At 51.3% G+C, this 16,436-nt stretch carries 10 protein-coding genes and 3 rRNA genes; 9 read left to right on the top strand and 4 right to left on the bottom strand.

Features of this window, described 5'->3' with window-relative positions; genetic code table 11:
• Nucleotides 1–49 precede the first annotated feature (49 nt).
• The 8 genes from REH51_RS15565 to rlmM all read left to right on the top strand — a co-directional run bounded on the left by REH51_RS15565 (nucleotide 50) and on the right by rlmM (nucleotide 12,450).
• The gene (locus tag REH51_RS15565; RefSeq protein ID WP_009722761.1) at nucleotides 50–613 is read left to right on the top strand and encodes a TetR/AcrR family transcriptional regulator; all 564 of its coding nucleotides are present in this window, start codon (nucleotides 50–52) and stop codon (nucleotides 611–613) included.
• 191 nt (nucleotides 614–804) lie between these two features.
• Nucleotides 805–2,475: an AMP-binding protein gene (locus REH51_RS15570; RefSeq protein WP_498936257.1), complete on the top strand. Its 1,671-nt coding sequence runs from the start codon at nucleotides 805–807 to the stop codon at nucleotides 2,473–2,475.
• Between the two features lie 16 nt (nucleotides 2,476–2,491).
• Entirely contained in the window at nucleotides 2,492–3,259 is a 768-nt protein-coding gene (locus tag REH51_RS15575) for an SDR family NAD(P)-dependent oxidoreductase (RefSeq protein WP_009722763.1), read from the top strand.
• Nucleotides 3,260–3,512: 253 nt separating this feature from the next.
• On the top strand, nucleotides 3,513–5,318 hold the full coding sequence (locus tag REH51_RS15580) for an acyl-CoA dehydrogenase C-terminal domain-containing protein (RefSeq protein WP_498936259.1): 1,806 nt from the start codon (nucleotides 3,513–3,515) through the stop codon (nucleotides 5,316–5,318).
• Nucleotides 5,319–5,997: 679 nt separating this feature from the next.
• Nucleotides 5,998–7,530 (top strand): 16S ribosomal RNA (locus REH51_RS15585).
• 321 nt (nucleotides 7,531–7,851) lie between these two features.
• A 23S ribosomal RNA gene (locus REH51_RS15590) occupies nucleotides 7,852–10,744 on the top strand.
• Between the two features lie 144 nt (nucleotides 10,745–10,888).
• Nucleotides 10,889–11,004: ribosomal RNA gene (gene rrf / locus REH51_RS15595) — 5S ribosomal RNA — on the top strand.
• The 16S, 23S and 5S rRNA genes sit together here, the layout of an rRNA operon.
• Before the next feature lie 378 nt (nucleotides 11,005–11,382).
• On the top strand, nucleotides 11,383–12,450 hold the full coding sequence (gene rlmM / locus REH51_RS15600) for a 23S rRNA (cytidine(2498)-2'-O)-methyltransferase RlmM (protein ID WP_009724919.1): 1,068 nt from the start codon (nucleotides 11,383–11,385) through the stop codon (nucleotides 12,448–12,450).
• A gap of 27 nt (nucleotides 12,451–12,477) precedes the next feature.
• Here rlmM and REH51_RS15605 read toward each other — a convergent pair whose 3' ends face one another.
• Entirely contained in the window at nucleotides 12,478–12,765 is a 288-nt protein-coding gene (locus REH51_RS15605) for an antibiotic biosynthesis monooxygenase family protein (protein ID WP_009724920.1), read from the bottom strand.
• A gap of 28 nt (nucleotides 12,766–12,793) precedes the next feature.
• Here REH51_RS15605 and tusA point away from each other — a divergent pair, with 28 nt between their 5' ends.
• Nucleotides 12,794–13,045, top strand: coding sequence for a sulfurtransferase TusA (gene tusA, locus REH51_RS15610; RefSeq protein ID WP_009724921.1), 252 nt, complete (start codon nucleotides 12,794–12,796; stop codon nucleotides 13,043–13,045).
• 75 nt (nucleotides 13,046–13,120) lie between these two features.
• On the opposite strand, the gene REH51_RS15615 is transcribed toward tusA, so the two are convergent.
• The 3 genes from REH51_RS15615 to REH51_RS15625 all read right to left on the bottom strand — a co-directional run bounded on the left by REH51_RS15615 (nucleotide 13,121) and on the right by REH51_RS15625 (nucleotide 16,364).
• Nucleotides 13,121–13,831, bottom strand: coding sequence for a hypothetical protein (locus REH51_RS15615; RefSeq protein ID WP_009724922.1), 711 nt, complete (start codon nucleotides 13,829–13,831; stop codon nucleotides 13,121–13,123).
• Between the two features lie 112 nt (nucleotides 13,832–13,943).
• Nucleotides 13,944–14,942, bottom strand: coding sequence for a DUF3080 family protein (locus tag REH51_RS15620; protein WP_498936261.1), 999 nt, complete (start codon nucleotides 14,940–14,942; stop codon nucleotides 13,944–13,946).
• A 3-nt stretch (nucleotides 14,943–14,945) separates the two neighbouring features.
• On the bottom strand, nucleotides 14,946–16,364 hold the full coding sequence (locus REH51_RS15625) for an MATE family efflux transporter (protein ID WP_498936263.1): 1,419 nt from the start codon (nucleotides 16,362–16,364) through the stop codon (nucleotides 14,946–14,948).
• Between the last annotated feature and the right edge of the window lie 72 nt (nucleotides 16,365–16,436).

Raw genomic sequence — 16,436 nt, forward strand, 5'->3', positions numbered from 1 at the left:
TCTTCTCCTAAGTAACCAAGCAAGCGCTAGTGTAAATGACATGAATGTAATGAATGCTTCCCCTCGCCGCAAGGAATTGACACGTTTAGCGGCTCAGCTATTCGTCCAAGAAGGCTTTGACCGCACCACGGTGCGTATGCTGGCGCAAGAAATGGGTATCAAGTCTGGCAGCTTGTTCCATCACTTCAAAGATAAGCAGGAAATCTTAGCTGCTGTAATAGAGGAGGGCACCCAGAATGCTCTCAGTATTGCTAAAGCAGCACTTCAAGAATGCGATGATGATCCTGAGGCGCGTTTGCATGCTATGGCCCGGGCGCACTTAGAGACGCTTTTTGCTGATCGTAACGCCCATGTGGTCGCGCTATTTGAATGGCGACGGTTAGATCCTGATGCGAGTGCCCATTTAAGTCACCTTCGGGACGCCTACGAAGCACTGTGGGTAGACGTTATCGACGATGCGCTGGCAGCGGAGCTTATTCACGGTGACCGCTTTCTGGTGTCGCGGTTTATTTTGGGTGCGTTGAATTGGACAGTTCGCTGGTACGACCCAAGTGGGCCGCGTACTCCCGATGATCTAGCCGATGAACTTGTTGCGATGATTATGGTTCGTTAATACCCCCGCTCGACCAACGTCTAATCCATTTACGACGAGGATTGCTTGCGCTCCCGCGTAAATGCTTTTAGCGTTAGTTTAACTGCAAGGTTTCCGTTAACGTAAACGGACAATAATAAAACGTAAGATCGGAACCCTGGCCTGTCTGTTTGCGTACCACTGCTCACGACTAACAACATAAGAGAGCCATCATGACAGCAACATCAGCGTCACTACCCACATATTCGACCTTCCTGGAAGACTTTACGGTTGACACCATGATTGCCCGGTTGGATGACCATCAGGATGGTTGTTTCAATGCCTTTGAAGCATGCTGCGGTCGTCATGTGCGCCAAGGGCGAGGCGATGTGCTTGCGCTCGTGCAGGAAGACATCAATGGGCAAACCCATACGCTGACGTATGCAGAGTTGGACGAACTGAGTGGCAAGCTTGCAGGTTGGTTTAAGGCCCAAGGGCTTGGTGAAGGGGACCGTATTGCCTGCATGCTGCCGCGCTCAACAGCGCTGTTAGTGGCTGGGCTCGCTACTTGGCGAATTGGTGCGGTTTATCAGCCGTTATTTACTGCTTTCGGTCCTGATGCGGTGGATTATCGACTGGGGCGCGCTGACACCAAGCTAGTGATTACCGATCACGCTAATCGCTTTAAGTTTGATGGGCTAAGTCAGTGCCCACCTGTTTTGGCAGTAGGTGGAGCCACTGGCGAGCATCCTAATGATCATGATTGGCAGACTGCATTGACGTATACGTCAATGAGCGACAAGCCACCTCGTCTTGCCCCTGAAAAACCTTTTCTTCAAATGTTTACTTCGGGCACGGTAGGCAAGCCAAAGGGAGTGGCTGTGCCGCTTTCTGGTATGACCGCGTTTGCTCTCTATATGGAGCTAGCAGTCGATCTTCGTGACGATGACCGCTTTTGGAATATGGCTGACCCAGGCTGGGCATACGGGCTATATTACGCGATCGCTGGACCGCTGCTGCTCGGTGTTACCACGCACTTCTGTGAAGCGGGTTTCAGTGCAGAAGGTGCCTTAGCGTTCATGAAGCGTCACCATATTACTAACTTCGCCGCAGCGCCCACGGCATATCGTTTAATGAAAGCGTCAGGGCTGTTCGATGATGCCCACCAAACCTTAGAGCTTCGCGCGGCGAGTTCGGCAGGCGAGCCACTGAATACAGAAGTAGTGACCTGGGTGGAGAAGTCGTTAGGTTGTCCGGTCATGGATCACTATGGTCAAACAGAAACCGGCATGACCTGTAATAACCATCACTCCCTTGACCACCCTAAACATGTGGGAGCGATGGGGGTGCCAATGCCTGGCTACCGCTTGGCCATTTTGGACGCAGAATATAACGAGCTGCCTCCTGGTGAGCCGGGTGTGCTTGCGGTTGACATTAAAAACTCACCCGCTCATTTCTTCCAGGGATATACCTGGCAAGAAAAAGATCCCTTTGTAAATGGTTACTACCTGACTGGTGACGTGGTTATCCGCAATGATGACGGCTCGTTTCAGTTTGCCGGACGCGATGACGACATTATTACCACTGCAGGCTATCGGGTTGGTCCCACGGATGTTGAAAACAGCGTGATGACGCACCCCGCAGTTGCTGAGTCTGCTGCGGTTGGTCAGCCGGACGAGATCCGCGGTGAAATTATTAAATCTTATATTGTGTTGCGTGATGGGTATGAGGCTAGCGAAGCGCTTGCTGATGAAATTCGCCAACAAGTGCGTGAGCGCCTTTCTACTCATGCGTTTCCCCGGGTTATCGAATTCGTCGATGAGCTGCCAAAAACGCCTAGCGGTAAGATCCAACGCTTCAAACTTCGTGCCCAAGCAACTGAGCAAGTACGCAACGACAAATAATTAAAGGAAAGTTGAAATGCAGGTAAAGGATTGTACGTTTTTGATTACAGGGGCCGCTTCAGGGCTAGGCGCAGCAACCGCAGAGCGTCTAGTAGCTGCTGGTGGCAACGTTGTGCTGTGCGATATGAATAATAGCGTGACAGAACACGCTGAGCGCTTAGGTAAATGTGCAGCGGCCTGTATCGCTGACATTACCTCTGCTGAGCAGATGCAGCAGGCGATTGACGAAGCGGTTTCGATGGGAGGTGAAAGCGGCCTTTCAGGTGTTATTCATTGTGCTGGCGTAGTGAGCGTGGCCAAACTGATTGATCGTAACGGCAATCCCGCAGATCTGGAAAGCTATGCAAAAACGATCAATATCAATCTAGTGGGCACGTTTAATGTGATGCGTTTGGCGGCCGCCGCCATGGCTAAAAATACCCCCAGCGAAAGCGGTGAGCGGGGCGTGATCATTAATACGGCTTCTATAGCGGCATTTGATGGGCAGGTAGGGCAGTGTGCTTACAGTGCTTCGAAAGCCGGCGTTGTAGGAATGAGCTTGCCCGCGGCGAGGGAGCTTTCGCGCCATGCTATTCGCGTTATGGCGATTGCTCCGGGCGTTTTTGAAACACCCATGATGAGTGAGATTCCTGATGAAGCGGCTCAAGCCTTGGCCGCCGCGGTGCCTTTTCCCAAGCGGTTGGGTAAGCCTGATGAGTTTGCCCAGTTGGCTGAGCAGATTATCACTAACCCAATGTTGAACGGCGAAGTGATTCGGCTGGATGGTGGCATTCGAATGCAGTAATTAGGCTGGAAAATAAGTAGAGTCTGATAACCTGCCAGTGCTTTGCTGGCAGGGTTTTTTTGTTTATAAATCAATTTTCTGCCGTAAGGGCGACCAAAGTTGTAGCGGTTTTGGGTGTTATATTCAAACGACCGCTTGACTATGAGGCGGGTGCGCGCTAGTTTTCAAACATGTGTTTGAAAGCGGTTTTTTTGAAACTCAAACCGTATTAAAAACGTGAGCCGCTTTCAGCCCCCTGTTCAGGAGAAGTGACATGCCCAGCTATCAAGCCCCTCTACGTGATATGCGTTTCGTTATGGACGAAATGTTTGATTATCCTAGCCACTATGCAGCGTTGCCGTGTGGCGATGATGCGTCTCCAGACGTCGTGAGTGCGATTCTTGAAGAGGGTGCGCGCTTTGCTCGTGAGGTGCTGCTTCCGCTCAACCAAAGCGGTGATGAAGAGGGGTGCTTGTTAGAAGGTGGCGAAGTGAAAGCGCCGCAAGGTTTTAAAGAGGCCTATCAGCAATATGTTGAAGGTGGCTGGCCAAGCTTGGCAGCAGACCCTGAGCAAGGCGGGCAAGGTCTTCCGCCCTCATTGGCGATGATGCTGTCTGAAATGATCTGCGCAACTAACTTAGCGTGGGGTATGTATCCAGGGCTTTCCCATGGTGCTGCCGATGCGCTTCGGCACCACGGGACTGACGAACAAAAGGAAGCTTACCTTACCAAACTGGTAGAGGGTGTTTGGACGGGCACCATGTGTCTCACCGAGCCGCACTGCGGTACAGACCTAGGATTAATTAAGACCCGCGCAGTGCCTGATGCAAGCGGCGCTTATACCATTACCGGTACCAAAATCTTTATCTCTGCTGGTGACCATGATCTGGCCGAGAATATCGTTCATCTTGTGTTAGCAAAGCTGCCTGACGCTCCTGAGGGCTCGAAAGGTATTTCTCTATTTGTTGTGCCCAAGTTTATGCCTGATGCCCAAGGTAACCCAGGCGACCGTAATGGCGTTACGTGCGGCTCGCTCGAACACAAAATGGGTATTCACGGTAATGCGACCTGCGTGATGAACTTTGACGGAGCGACTGGCTATTTAGTTGGGGCACCTAATAAAGGCTTGGCGTGCATGTTTACCATGATGAACGCCGCACGTCTCGGGGTGGGCATTCAAGGCTTAGGCTTAATTGAAGCCAGTTTCCAAAATTCTCTGAGCTACGCCCGTGACCGCTTGCAAATGCGTGCGCTTTCCGGCCCTCAGGCGCCGGAGAAAGCGGCAGATCCTATTATTGTTCATCCGGATGTGCGCCGCATGTTGCTAACCCAAAAGGCGTTTGCCGAGGGTGGCCGGATGTTAGTGCTATATACCGCTCAAATGCTCGATATCGTTGAGCACGGTAAGCCCGGTGATGAGAAAGAGCAGGCTGAAACCTTGCTTGGTTTATTAACGCCTATCGTGAAAGCGTTTCTCACTGAAGTTGGTTTTGAATGCACCAATGAGGGTGTGCAGATTTTTGGTGGGCACGGCTTCATTAAAGAGTGGGGTATGGAACAGCTGGTGCGTGATGCGCGTATCACCCGCCTTTATGAAGGTACTACCGGTATTCAGGCGTTAGACTTACTTGGCCGAAAGGTGTTGATGAGTCAGGGTGAGTCGCTAAAAGTATTCACCAAAGAAATCCATAAATTCTGCAAGACGAAAGCCGATAACCCTGCGTTAAAAGAGTTTGTTGAGCCGCTAGCAAAGCTGAATGCTGAGTGGGGCGAGCTGACCATGGGCGTAGGCATGAAAGCCATGCAGGATCGTGAAGAAGTAGGGGCGGCTAGCGTCGATTACCTGATGTACTCCGGTTATGTCACCTTGGCGTACCTTTTTGCCCGCGCGGCGAAGCAGTCGTCTGTGGCGTTAGAAGGTGATGATAAGGCGTTTTATGCTGCTAAATTGAACACTGCACGCTTTTATTACCAACGTCTGCTGCCGCGTACTAAAGCGCATGCTCAGATGATTCAGGCGGGTGCGGGAAGTCTTATGGCGATGTCGAGTGAAGACTTTGGTTTAGGTTTTGAAATTTAAGCTTTTGAAATTTAAGCTTTTGAAATTTAAGTACGAGACCTAGCTAAGCAGGAACCGTTATTCTGCAAAAAAGATTCATCTGTAGGTGTAACTGAGCACTCTCTGGTCAGGGGACTGATCGGTGGTTTGCGGCAGGCTTGTTCTATGAACAACGCCTGTCGCTTTTTTTTTAGATTATTTCACAAACCCCCTTGCCAAGTCGGCAGCGAATCCGTAAAGTACGCATCCGCTGCCGGGGACGCACAGCGTTACCAGCGGTGATTGAAGGTGAAAACCTTCGGTTTGTCAGAGAGTTAGAAGAACTCAGCAGCATGCTTCGATGTCTTCCAACCCTTTTTGAAACGAGCCACGCCAGAAAGCATCGTTATCTCGCCTTCTTCGCTCACTCGCTTCACTCACTTAAAACAGTGATTGACAAACACCAGGAAATGCGTAGAATACGCCTTCCTCGCTGAGGCAAACCAGTTCAACGGTTAGCCAGTTTTATCCAGCGAAAACAGCTCTTTAACAATTTGATCAGGTAATTCATGTGGGCGCTTGCCGATGAGGGTGATAAATCACCAAATATCAAGGCAAGCGGTCATGACAATGTAAATTGAAATGAATTCGTTTGAACCTTGAGCCAAGTTTGATGCACTTATGTGACTTTCGAGTGACATGTAAGCATCACAATGATTTTAAACTGAAGAGTTTGATCATGGCTCAGATTGAACGCTGGCGGCAGGCCTAACACATGCAAGTCGAGCGGTAACAGGGGTAGCTTGCTACCCGCTGACGAGCGGCGGACGGGTGAGTAATGCATAGGAATCTGCCCGGTAGTGGGGGATAACCTGGGGAAACCCAGGCTAATACCGCATACGTCCTACGGGAGAAAGGGGGCTCCGGCTCCCGCTATTGGATGAGCCTATGTCGGATTAGCTAGTTGGTGAGGTAATGGCTCACCAAGGCAACGATCCGTAGCTGGTCTGAGAGGATGATCAGCCACATCGGGACTGAGACACGGCCCGAACTCCTACGGGAGGCAGCAGTGGGGAATATTGGACAATGGGGGCAACCCTGATCCAGCCATGCCGCGTGTGTGAAGAAGGCCTTCGGGTTGTAAAGCACTTTCAGCGAGGAAGAACGCCTAGTGGTTAATACCCACTAGGAAAGACATCACTCGCAGAAGAAGCACCGGCTAACTCCGTGCCAGCAGCCGCGGTAATACGGAGGGTGCAAGCGTTAATCGGAATTACTGGGCGTAAAGCGCGCGTAGGTGGCTTGATAAGCCGGTTGTGAAAGCCCCGGGCTCAACCTGGGAACGGCATCCGGAACTGTCAAGCTAGAGTGCAGGAGAGGAAGGTAGAATTCCCGGTGTAGCGGTGAAATGCGTAGAGATCGGGAGGAATACCAGTGGCGAAGGCGGCCTTCTGGACTGACACTGACACTGAGGTGCGAAAGCGTGGGTAGCAAACAGGATTAGATACCCTGGTAGTCCACGCCGTAAACGATGTCGACCAGCCGTTGGGTGCCTAGCGCACTTTGTGGCGAAGTTAACGCGATAAGTCGACCGCCTGGGGAGTACGGCCGCAAGGTTAAAACTCAAATGAATTGACGGGGGCCCGCACAAGCGGTGGAGCATGTGGTTTAATTCGATGCAACGCGAAGAACCTTACCTACTCTTGACATCCTGCGAACTTGTGAGAGATCACTTGGTGCCTTCGGGAACGCAGAGACAGGTGCTGCATGGCTGTCGTCAGCTCGTGTTGTGAAATGTTGGGTTAAGTCCCGTAACGAGCGCAACCCTTGTCCTTATTTGCCAGCGGGTAATGCCGGGAACTCTAAGGAGACTGCCGGTGACAAACCGGAGGAAGGTGGGGACGACGTCAAGTCATCATGGCCCTTACGAGTAGGGCTACACACGTGCTACAATGGCCGGTACAAAGGGTTGCGAGCTCGCGAGAGTCAGCTAATCCCGAAAAGCCGGTCTCAGTCCGGATCGGAGTCTGCAACTCGACTCCGTGAAGTCGGAATCGCTAGTAATCGTGAATCAGAATGTCACGGTGAATACGTTCCCGGGCCTTGTACACACCGCCCGTCACACCATGGGAGTGGACTGCACCAGAAGTGGTTAGCCTAACGCAAGAGGGCGATCACCACGGTGTGGTTCATGACTGGGGTGAAGTCGTAACAAGGTAGCCGTAGGGGAACCTGCGGCTGGATCACCTCCTTAAACGATGCATCATCCTCGCGGTAAGCGCTCACAATGAATTACCTGATCAGAATGCTGTTGATACGCAGTGATAAGCGTTTTCTTCCTATTGAAAGAAGAGAAAAGAGCTTTTTTAAGATCGTCTTTAAAGACCTTTCTTTTCCTTTTAATGTGAAAAAAGCAACCGCTTATCACTGCGCATAGCAGTCGCTCTTTAACAATGTATATCATGCTGACATAAACGCTTCTTTGAAGTGTTTATACGTAATTGTTTTGTGATACGTCTCAAGCGTATCCGGCAATCGTTATCATTGCGAGACACCAGACTCCTTCGGGTTATAGGGTCAAGCAATGAAGCGCACACGGTGGATGCCTAGGCAGCCAGAGGCGATGAAAGACGTGGAAGCCTGCGATAAGGCTCGGCGAGGTGGCAAACAACCTGTGACCCGGGCATTTCTGAATGGGGAAACCCACTCATCATAAGATGAGTATCTTGCGCTGAATATATAGGCGTAAGAGGCGAACCAGGGGAACTGAAACATCTAAGTACCCTGAGGAAAAGAAATCAACCGAGATTCCCCTAGTAGCGGCGAGCGAACGGGGACCAGCCCTTAAGCATGTGACTGATTAGGCGAATGAGCTGGGAAGCTCAGCCGTAGCGGGTGATAGCCCCGTAGTCGAAAATCTGATCATGTGAAATCGAGTAGGTCGGGGCACGAGAAACCTTGACTGAAGACGGGGGGACCATCCTCCAAGGCTAAATACTCCTGGCTGACCGATAGTGAACCAGTACCGTGAGGGAAAGGCGAAAAGAACCCCGGAGAGGGGAGTGAAATAGATCCTGAAACCGTGTGCGTACAAGCAGTAGGAGCAGACTTGTTCTGTGACTGCGTACCTTTTGTATAATGGGTCAGCGACTTATATTCAGTGGCGAGGTTAACCGTTTAGGGGAGCCGTAGGGAAACCGAGTCTTAACTGGGCGACACAGTCGCTGGATATAGACCCGAAACCGAGCGATCTATCCATGAGCAGGGTGAAGGTTGAGTAACATCAACTGGAGGCCCGAACCAGGATCTGTTGAAAAAGATTTGGATGACTTGTGGATCGGAGTGAAAGGCTAATCAAGCTCGGAGATAGCTGGTTCTCCTCGAAAGCTATTTAGGTAGCGCCTCACGTATCACCGCCGGGGGTAGAGCACTGTTTCGGCTAGGGGGTCATCCCGACTTACCAACCCGAGGCAAACTCCGAATACCGGTGAGTGCGAGCGTGGGAGACACACGGCGGGTGCTAACGTCCGTCGTGAAAAGGGAAACAACCCAGACCGTCAGCTAAGGTCCCGAAATCCTGGTTAAGTGGGAAACGATGTGGGAAGGCTCAGACAGCTAGGAGGTTGGCTTAGAAGCAGCCATCCTTTAAAGAAAGCGTAATAGCTCACTAGTCGAGTCGGCCTGCGCGGAAGATGTAACGGGGCTAAACCAGGTACCGAAGCTACGGGTTCACACTTAGGTGTGAGCGGTAGAGGAGCGTCGTGTAAGCCGATGAAGGTGAATTGAGAAGTTCGCTGGAGGTATCACGAGTGCGAATGCTGACATGAGTAACGATAAAGGGAGTGAAAAACTCCCTCGCCGGAAGACCAAGGGTTTCTGTTCGACGCTAATCGGAGCAGAGTGAGTCGGCCCCTAAGGCGAGGCCGAAAGGCGTAGTCGATGGGAAACAGGTCAATATTCCTGTACCGGACATGATTGCGATGGGGGACGGAGAAGGCTAGGTGAGCCAGGCGTTGGTTGTCCTGGTGAAAGTGAGTAGGCTTGCATCTTAGGTAAATCCGGGATGCTCTAAGGCCGAGACACGAAACGAACTGACCACGGTCAGGAAGTCATTGATGCCACGCTTCCAGGAAAAGCCTCTAAGCTTCAGATCATGTGCGACCGTACCCCAAACCGACACAGGTGGTCAGGGTGAGAATCCCAAGGCGCTTGAGAGAACTCGGGTGAAGGAACTAGGCAAAATGGTGCCGTAACTTCGGGAGAAGGCACGCCGGCGTAGGGTGACGAGACTTGCTCTCAGAGCCCGAACCGGTCGAAGATACCAGGTGGCTGCAACTGTTTAGTAAAAACACAGCACTCTGCTAACGCGCAAGCGGACGTATAGGGTGTGACGCCTGCCCGGTGCCGGAAGGTTAAATGATGGTGTTAGCCGCAAGGCGAAGCTCTTGATTGAAGCCCCGGTAAACGGCGGCCGTAACTATAACGGTCCTAAGGTAGCGAAATTCCTTGTCGGGTAAGTTCCGACCTGCACGAATGGCGTAATGATGGCCACGCTGTCTCCACCCGAGACTCAGTGAAATTGAAATCGCCGTGAAGATGCGGTGTACCCGCGGCTAGACGGAAAGACCCCGTGAACCTTTACTATAGCTTCACACTGGACGCTGATGTTGCCTGTGTAGGATAGCTGGGAGGCTTTGAATCTCGGACGCTAGTTCGAGGGGAGCCAACCTTGAAATACCAGCCTGGCATCATTGGCGTTCTCACTCAGGTCCGTTATCCGGATCGAGGACAGTGTGTGGTGGGTAGTTTGACTGGGGCGGTCTCCTCCCAAAGAGTAACGGAGGAGCACGAAGGTACCCTCAGCACGGTCGGACATCGTGCAGTGAGTGCAAGAGCATAAGGGTGCTTGACTGCGAGACAGACACGTCGAGCAGGTGCGAAAGCAGGTTCTAGTGATCCGGTGGTTCTGTATGGAAGGGCCATCGCTCAACGGATAAAAGGTACTCCGGGGATAACAGGCTGATACCGCCCAAGAGTTCACATCGACGGCGGTGTTTGGCACCTCGATGTCGGCTCATCACATCCTGGGGCTGAAGTCGGTCCCAAGGGTATGGCTGTTCGCCATTTAAAGTGGTACGCGAGCTGGGTTTAGAACGTCGTGAGACAGTTCGGTCCCTATCTGCCGTGGGCGTTGGATGTTTGAGAAGGGCTGCTCCTAGTACGAGAGGACCGGAGTGGACGCACCTCTGGTGTTCCGGTTGTCACGCCAGTGGCATTGCCGGGTAGCTATGTGCGGACGGGATAACCGCTGAAAGCATCTAAGCGGGAAGCCCCCTTCAAGATGAGACATCCCTGAGGCCTAGAGCCTCCTGAAGGGCCCAGCGAGACCAGCTGGTTGATAGGCACGGTGTGGAAGCGCTGCAAGGCGTTGAGCTAACGTGTACTAATGGCCCGTGAGGCTTGACCCTATAACACCCAAGGGGTCTGGTCGCAGTGATAACGAAAACCGGATACGCGACTCAAGCCCAACGTGACACACGGAGGGCGTGAGACGAAAGAGACGCCACAAAACATCGATTACACGTTCAGCATGATATACATGACCAGTTACGCCTGACGACCATAGCACGCGTGAACCACCTGATCCCTTGCCGAACTCAGAAGTGAAACCGCTTAGCGCCGATGGTAGTGTGGGGTCTCCCCATGCGAGAGTAGGTCATCGTCAGGCACTTATTGAGAAACCCCGGCCATTTGGTCGGGGTTTTGCTTTTTAGGGGGCTCCCCTGGACCCCGTTTGTCGGGAACAAACGGGAACCGCTTTAGCGGGCCCGAAGGGCGAGTCTCAGGATGAGACGAGTAGAGTAGCGGAGCGCCGCCCGGATCATCGTCAGGCACTTATTAAGAAAAACCCCAGCTTCATTAGAAGCTGGGGTTTTTTGTTGGTTGCTAATAATGTTTTAAGCTAATCAAGTAGATAAATTCTCGCTGCTGTTCTCACTACTTAGAAAGCATTTGAAAGAAAGTGATATGATGCGGCGATTAACGGGGGCATTTTATTCTGAATAGATGTTCACCTATGACATGAAATTACTTTCGAGGTGAAAGGGTGAGTGAAACAGTACCCACGTCGTGGCTTGTCTATTGCCGCCCAGGGTTTGAAAGCGACGCATTGGCTGAAATGCAGTACCATGCCAAGCAGCAAGAAGTAAGTTGTGAACCTGCGCAAGGCGAAGGTTGGGCAAGTTTAACGCGCTTGGATGAAGAGCCAATTAATGAATTGCATCGGAAGGCTGCATTTAAGCGGCTCATTTTTGCTCGTCAAAGTTTAGCGGCTATGCCTGCTCTAACACTGTCTCGAGATGACCGTCTCACCGCCATTTTAGATCAGGTGAAGGCAAGTCGTTGGAGCTTTGAAGAAATTTGGCACGAAACGCCAGATACTAATGATGGCAAAGCATTGGCAGGCTTAATTAAAGCGCTGACTAAACCATTGCAAAGTATGCTAAAAAAAAGGGGTGCTCTGCGCGGGAAAGCCGGTGCACGTCGCTTGCATATTTTCTGGACGGATGGTGATCGTGTTCAGCTTGGCATGAGTTTTCCTGATAATCGAAGTGAACTGATTAATGGTATTCGTCGCCTGCGTTTCCCTTCTCGTGCACCAAGCCGCTCAACACTGAAGCTAGAAGAGGCATGGCATGAGTTTATTCCCCGAGAGGAGTGGGATACACGGCTTGCAGATCATATGCAGGCAGCGGATTTAGGGGCCGCTCCAGGTGGTTGGACTTGGCAGCTAGTCCAGCGCGGCATGTATGTTTATGCGATCGATAATGGACCAATGGACAAGCAGCTAATGGCTACTGGGCAGATAGATCATCTTAAAGAAGATGGATTTACTTGGGAGCCGCCGCAGCGAATGGATTGGCTGGTGTGCGATATCGTCGATAAGCCTGTGCGCGTGCTAGCAATGGTGGAGCGGTGGTTGACTCGAAAATGGTGTCGAGAGGCGATTTTTAATTTAAAGCTACCCATGAAGAAACGCTGGGACGAAGTTACTCGCTGTATTAGTACCCTGGAAGAAGCTTTGGAAACGGCGGGTGTGCGAGCAAAGATTACATGTCGCCACCTCTACCATGATCGGGAAGAAGTGACGGTTCATGTAAGGCTTGCTCACTAATTTAAAGGCAGGGCTAGCGTAAGGAGGTTAACAGCCAGGCTCGTATACACGGATTGTTTCGTCCTCTGTTAATAGAGGTAGTATACGTTGCATGGCCGTTGCACGTGCGTCACTTGAATGCCACTCTTTCCAAGCGCGAAGGTCGCGCCATTTGGTAATCATAAGGCGGCGATCAGTATGGCCGAGTTCAACAAGCGTTTCACCACCGACAAACCCCCGTACACCGAGTGAAACGCGCATAGCTTCGCGGGCAGCTAGTTCATACTCTTCTTCCAGGCCAGGCATAATACGCCGTTCAATGATTACTTTGATCATGCTGTCTGTTTCCTAAACGAGATTGTAGATGACTGATAATACGTATGACCCATGTGCCTTTGATGCATCGTTAGACACAACGGGTTTATATTGCCCCGAACCTATCATGCTAATGCATAACAAGGTGCGTGATATGGCGCCTGGGCAGGTGTTGAAAGTAATAGCGACAGACCCTACAACGACTCGCGATGTGCCAAAATTTTGTCAATTTTTGGGACACCAGTTATTGCTGCAAGATGAGTCTGATGACCACTACGTGTATTTTCTTCGCTTAGCGTAAGTTTCTGCAGCTATGCGAGGCTAGTCATCAATTTAAGCTTAAGTTCTGGCTTTGGATGGATAGCCTCGCAAGTGCTTATTTAAGATCATCCTCGCTGTTTGGAATAACCATCATCGCCAGGGCTTCCAGTGTCGCAGGATCTTCATCTATTATGCGACTAGCGATATGGCGTTGAAAAAAGTAAACCGTACGATGGCGGGAGTGAGCATCATAAAGGCACTTGTCTCCAAGGAGGATGGGGGTCATCGTGGCTCGCTGTTCATCAGCAAGCACTGCTTCGACGCTTCCATCGCTATAGAGACGCCATCCATAGACTTGCTTCATATTCCAAGGTGCATTGGGATGATTCATGCATAAAGCATGAGTACCTAGGGTATCTGGAAGCTGCTGAATCAGCGTAACCTCTCCAGAAGCTTCATACTCGAAGTAACTAGCCGAAGCCGTTAGCTCGTCGTATTTGTGATCAGGAGGAAGGGCGAAAATTTCTTCGGTTTCTGGATCACGATAGCCAATAAACTGGCCATTTTCATGGCTGTCGAGTTCGTGGCAAGCGGCGAGTGTCTCCATCCACGGGACAAGGCCAATAACGTTACCGTTCTCTTGTAGCCCCCAGGCCAAAACAGGCAGGCCGTAATACGTGTCGGGACTCGCAGCGAGCTGGTAGACCATCTCTAACCCATCTAGCTCTGGGGCTAAGCGGATTAAACATTTCTGCGCCTGCTGACGCTGACGCACGGTTTCCAGGTCGATGACCTGGGCAGAGCGGGGTGACAGGGATGCGCCCATAATGTCCCTCCTTGTGCTGCGTGGTCACGACATCGGTAGGTAGCGTTTGCTGCCTACCACTTAGTTCACCAATAGCACAGGTTGCCCAGAAGGTTAAGAGGGTTTGTGATTTTTAATTATCAGCACAGCTAGTAAATTGATTTCGCAACGCTTGGTGTTCTGCTTTTACTCGTTGGAGTTGCTGCCAGGGAGCCTGAGGGTTGTTCAATGATAACCAAGTGTTCTGGTAGTTTTGAACCGCTTCAGGTGGCGTTATTTCATGAGCATTAATCAGTCGATTAATTGCCGTAAGCCATTGGAGGGAGACTTGTTCAACAGGGGAGAGCCATGCTGGGAAATTATCCCGTAAGCATTCGCGAGACGTTAAATATGTTGACTCAAGTGCTTCGTTAGCCTCCGTCAAACGCTGGTGGGCAAGCAACAGTGTTCGTAAGACTTCTGCTGTTAAAGGCCTTTCTTGCAGCGCTTTAAGGTGGTTTTCAAGCGCTGAAGAGTCTTCCTGCCACTGTTGGCTAAATTGGTGTGTCACCATTTGCTCAAGGTAATTAACTGCAATCAGTTGATTGTTAATATTGGGTAGCTCAACGCTGTTTAGGGGGGCGCTCGCTCTGGAAAAGCTTTTTTCCCACTCTTCAGAATCAAAAATGGCATTCCAACTGACAGCCGGTAACTGCTCTGTCTTGAGCTCAGTTAGTTCAGCCAGCCGAGCTTTATTGTCATCACTTAAGCCGTCAGGAATGTCACTGTTCCAGCAAGCGCTCAGGCGTTGCCATAATGCGCGTTCGTAAAGCCAGTGTTGGCTAGGAGGGGCAACGCGGCCCAGCTGATTGTTCCGCGCTGCGATTAGCGACGTTATTTGGCACTCACGTAACGCATAGATATTGAGCATACCCTCTCGGGTTTCTGGAATGTCGAATAGCCGCTCTCGACGTTCAGGAAACTCACCAATATTAGGTGGAGGATGACGCTCAATAGCAGCAATTGAAAGATCGCTGGTAAGCTGTTGGTGATAGTCTACCCAGGACTGCTCAGCACTATTGTTACCACAGCCCGCTAGAACCAAGCTGGCACTGATGCCCAGCCATAAAATATGTTGTGGGTAGGGTGTCATTGATTACTCCTGTTGACTGATCCGCTTTAACCGCCAAGCAAGTAACAGTGCAGCTGTGCTGAGCCCAGCAATAAGGCCTATCCAGTAACCATGTACACCCATCGGGTCAGACATACCACCTATACCGTAAGTTCCTAGCCAGTGGCCACCACCTAAGCCGACAATCCAGTAAGAAAGTACGGTAATGACCATCACGATTCGGGTGTCTTTATAACCACGTAATGCACCAGCTAGGTTGACTTGAAGAGAATCTGATAGCTGGAAAATCACTGCCAGGGATATGATGGTGAGCGCTAGAGCCTGAATCTCAGCATTGGAGGTATACAGCGAAATCACCGGCACCGCTGTAAACCACAGTAATGTACTGTTGATGACGGCGACAATGACGCTGATGACAATACCGTTCCAAGCAACGGTGCGCGCCATGGCTGGACGTTGTTGGCCCAATGTATTACCAACACGTACGGTAAGCGCCATGCTCAATGACATTGGCAACATAAACAAAATAGTCGTGAAGCTAAGCGCGATTTGGTGAGCCCCTACTGTGACCTCTCCAAAGCTGGCAATAAACAGGGCTATCAATGTAAATAACGTAACTTCCACAAAAATGGCCACACCGATGGGTACACCGACCACCACAAGTTCGCGGATACCGGCCAGCTTTGGTGGTGTTAATTTTTGCCAAAGGGAAACGCTGCGGTAAGTGCGTCCTTTACGGGTATAGAGTGCCATTGCAACGGCCATCGTCCACATCGAGAGCGCTGTGGCGATACCACAGCCGAATGCACCTAATGCAGGCAGTTGTTGCAGGCTGCTGGGTATCCCGCCACCTAGTAAATTAACCAGGCCATCACCGCCATAGATAAGCAGATAGTTACTGGGAATATTAACGGCTAGCCCTACCAAACTAATCCATAGTGCTGGCCGGGTATGGTTCATGCCGTCTGAAAAAGCTCTGAGCGCTTGAAATAGGGCGATTCCCGGCATGCCAAAGGCAACGGCAGTAAGATAAGCAGCAGATTCGCGTGCTACGGCTGGGGGCACCTTCATAAGCTCGAATATAGGTGTGACGACTGTCCATAGCAGGGCAGCTGCAATAAACCCAAGCACTAATGCGACCCACAATGCTTGGTGAACGGCTGGGCGAATATCAGCATGTCGCTTGCCGCCCAAAAGGTGCGCCACGATTGGCGTAAGGCCCATTAACGTACCAGTCATAAACAGCATCAGCGGCATCCATAAGCTTGAGCCAACCGAAACGGCAGCTAAGTCGGTGGCGGTGTGTCTGCCGGGCATGATGACGTCGACCACGCTCATGCCCGCTTGTGCCAGCTGAGCGCCGCAAATGGGGAGCGCCAAGGCCATCAGCGTACGGGTTTCTGGCCAATAGATAGATTTGATATTGCTAGTAAAGCCGCCCACGGTATGTTCCCTGTTTAGCAAAGTGACCCAAGAAAAGCGGATAGAGTAGCAGGAGTTGCTGTGCCGTCGGTA

Source organism: Halomonas bluephagenesis (genome assembly GCF_054790765.1).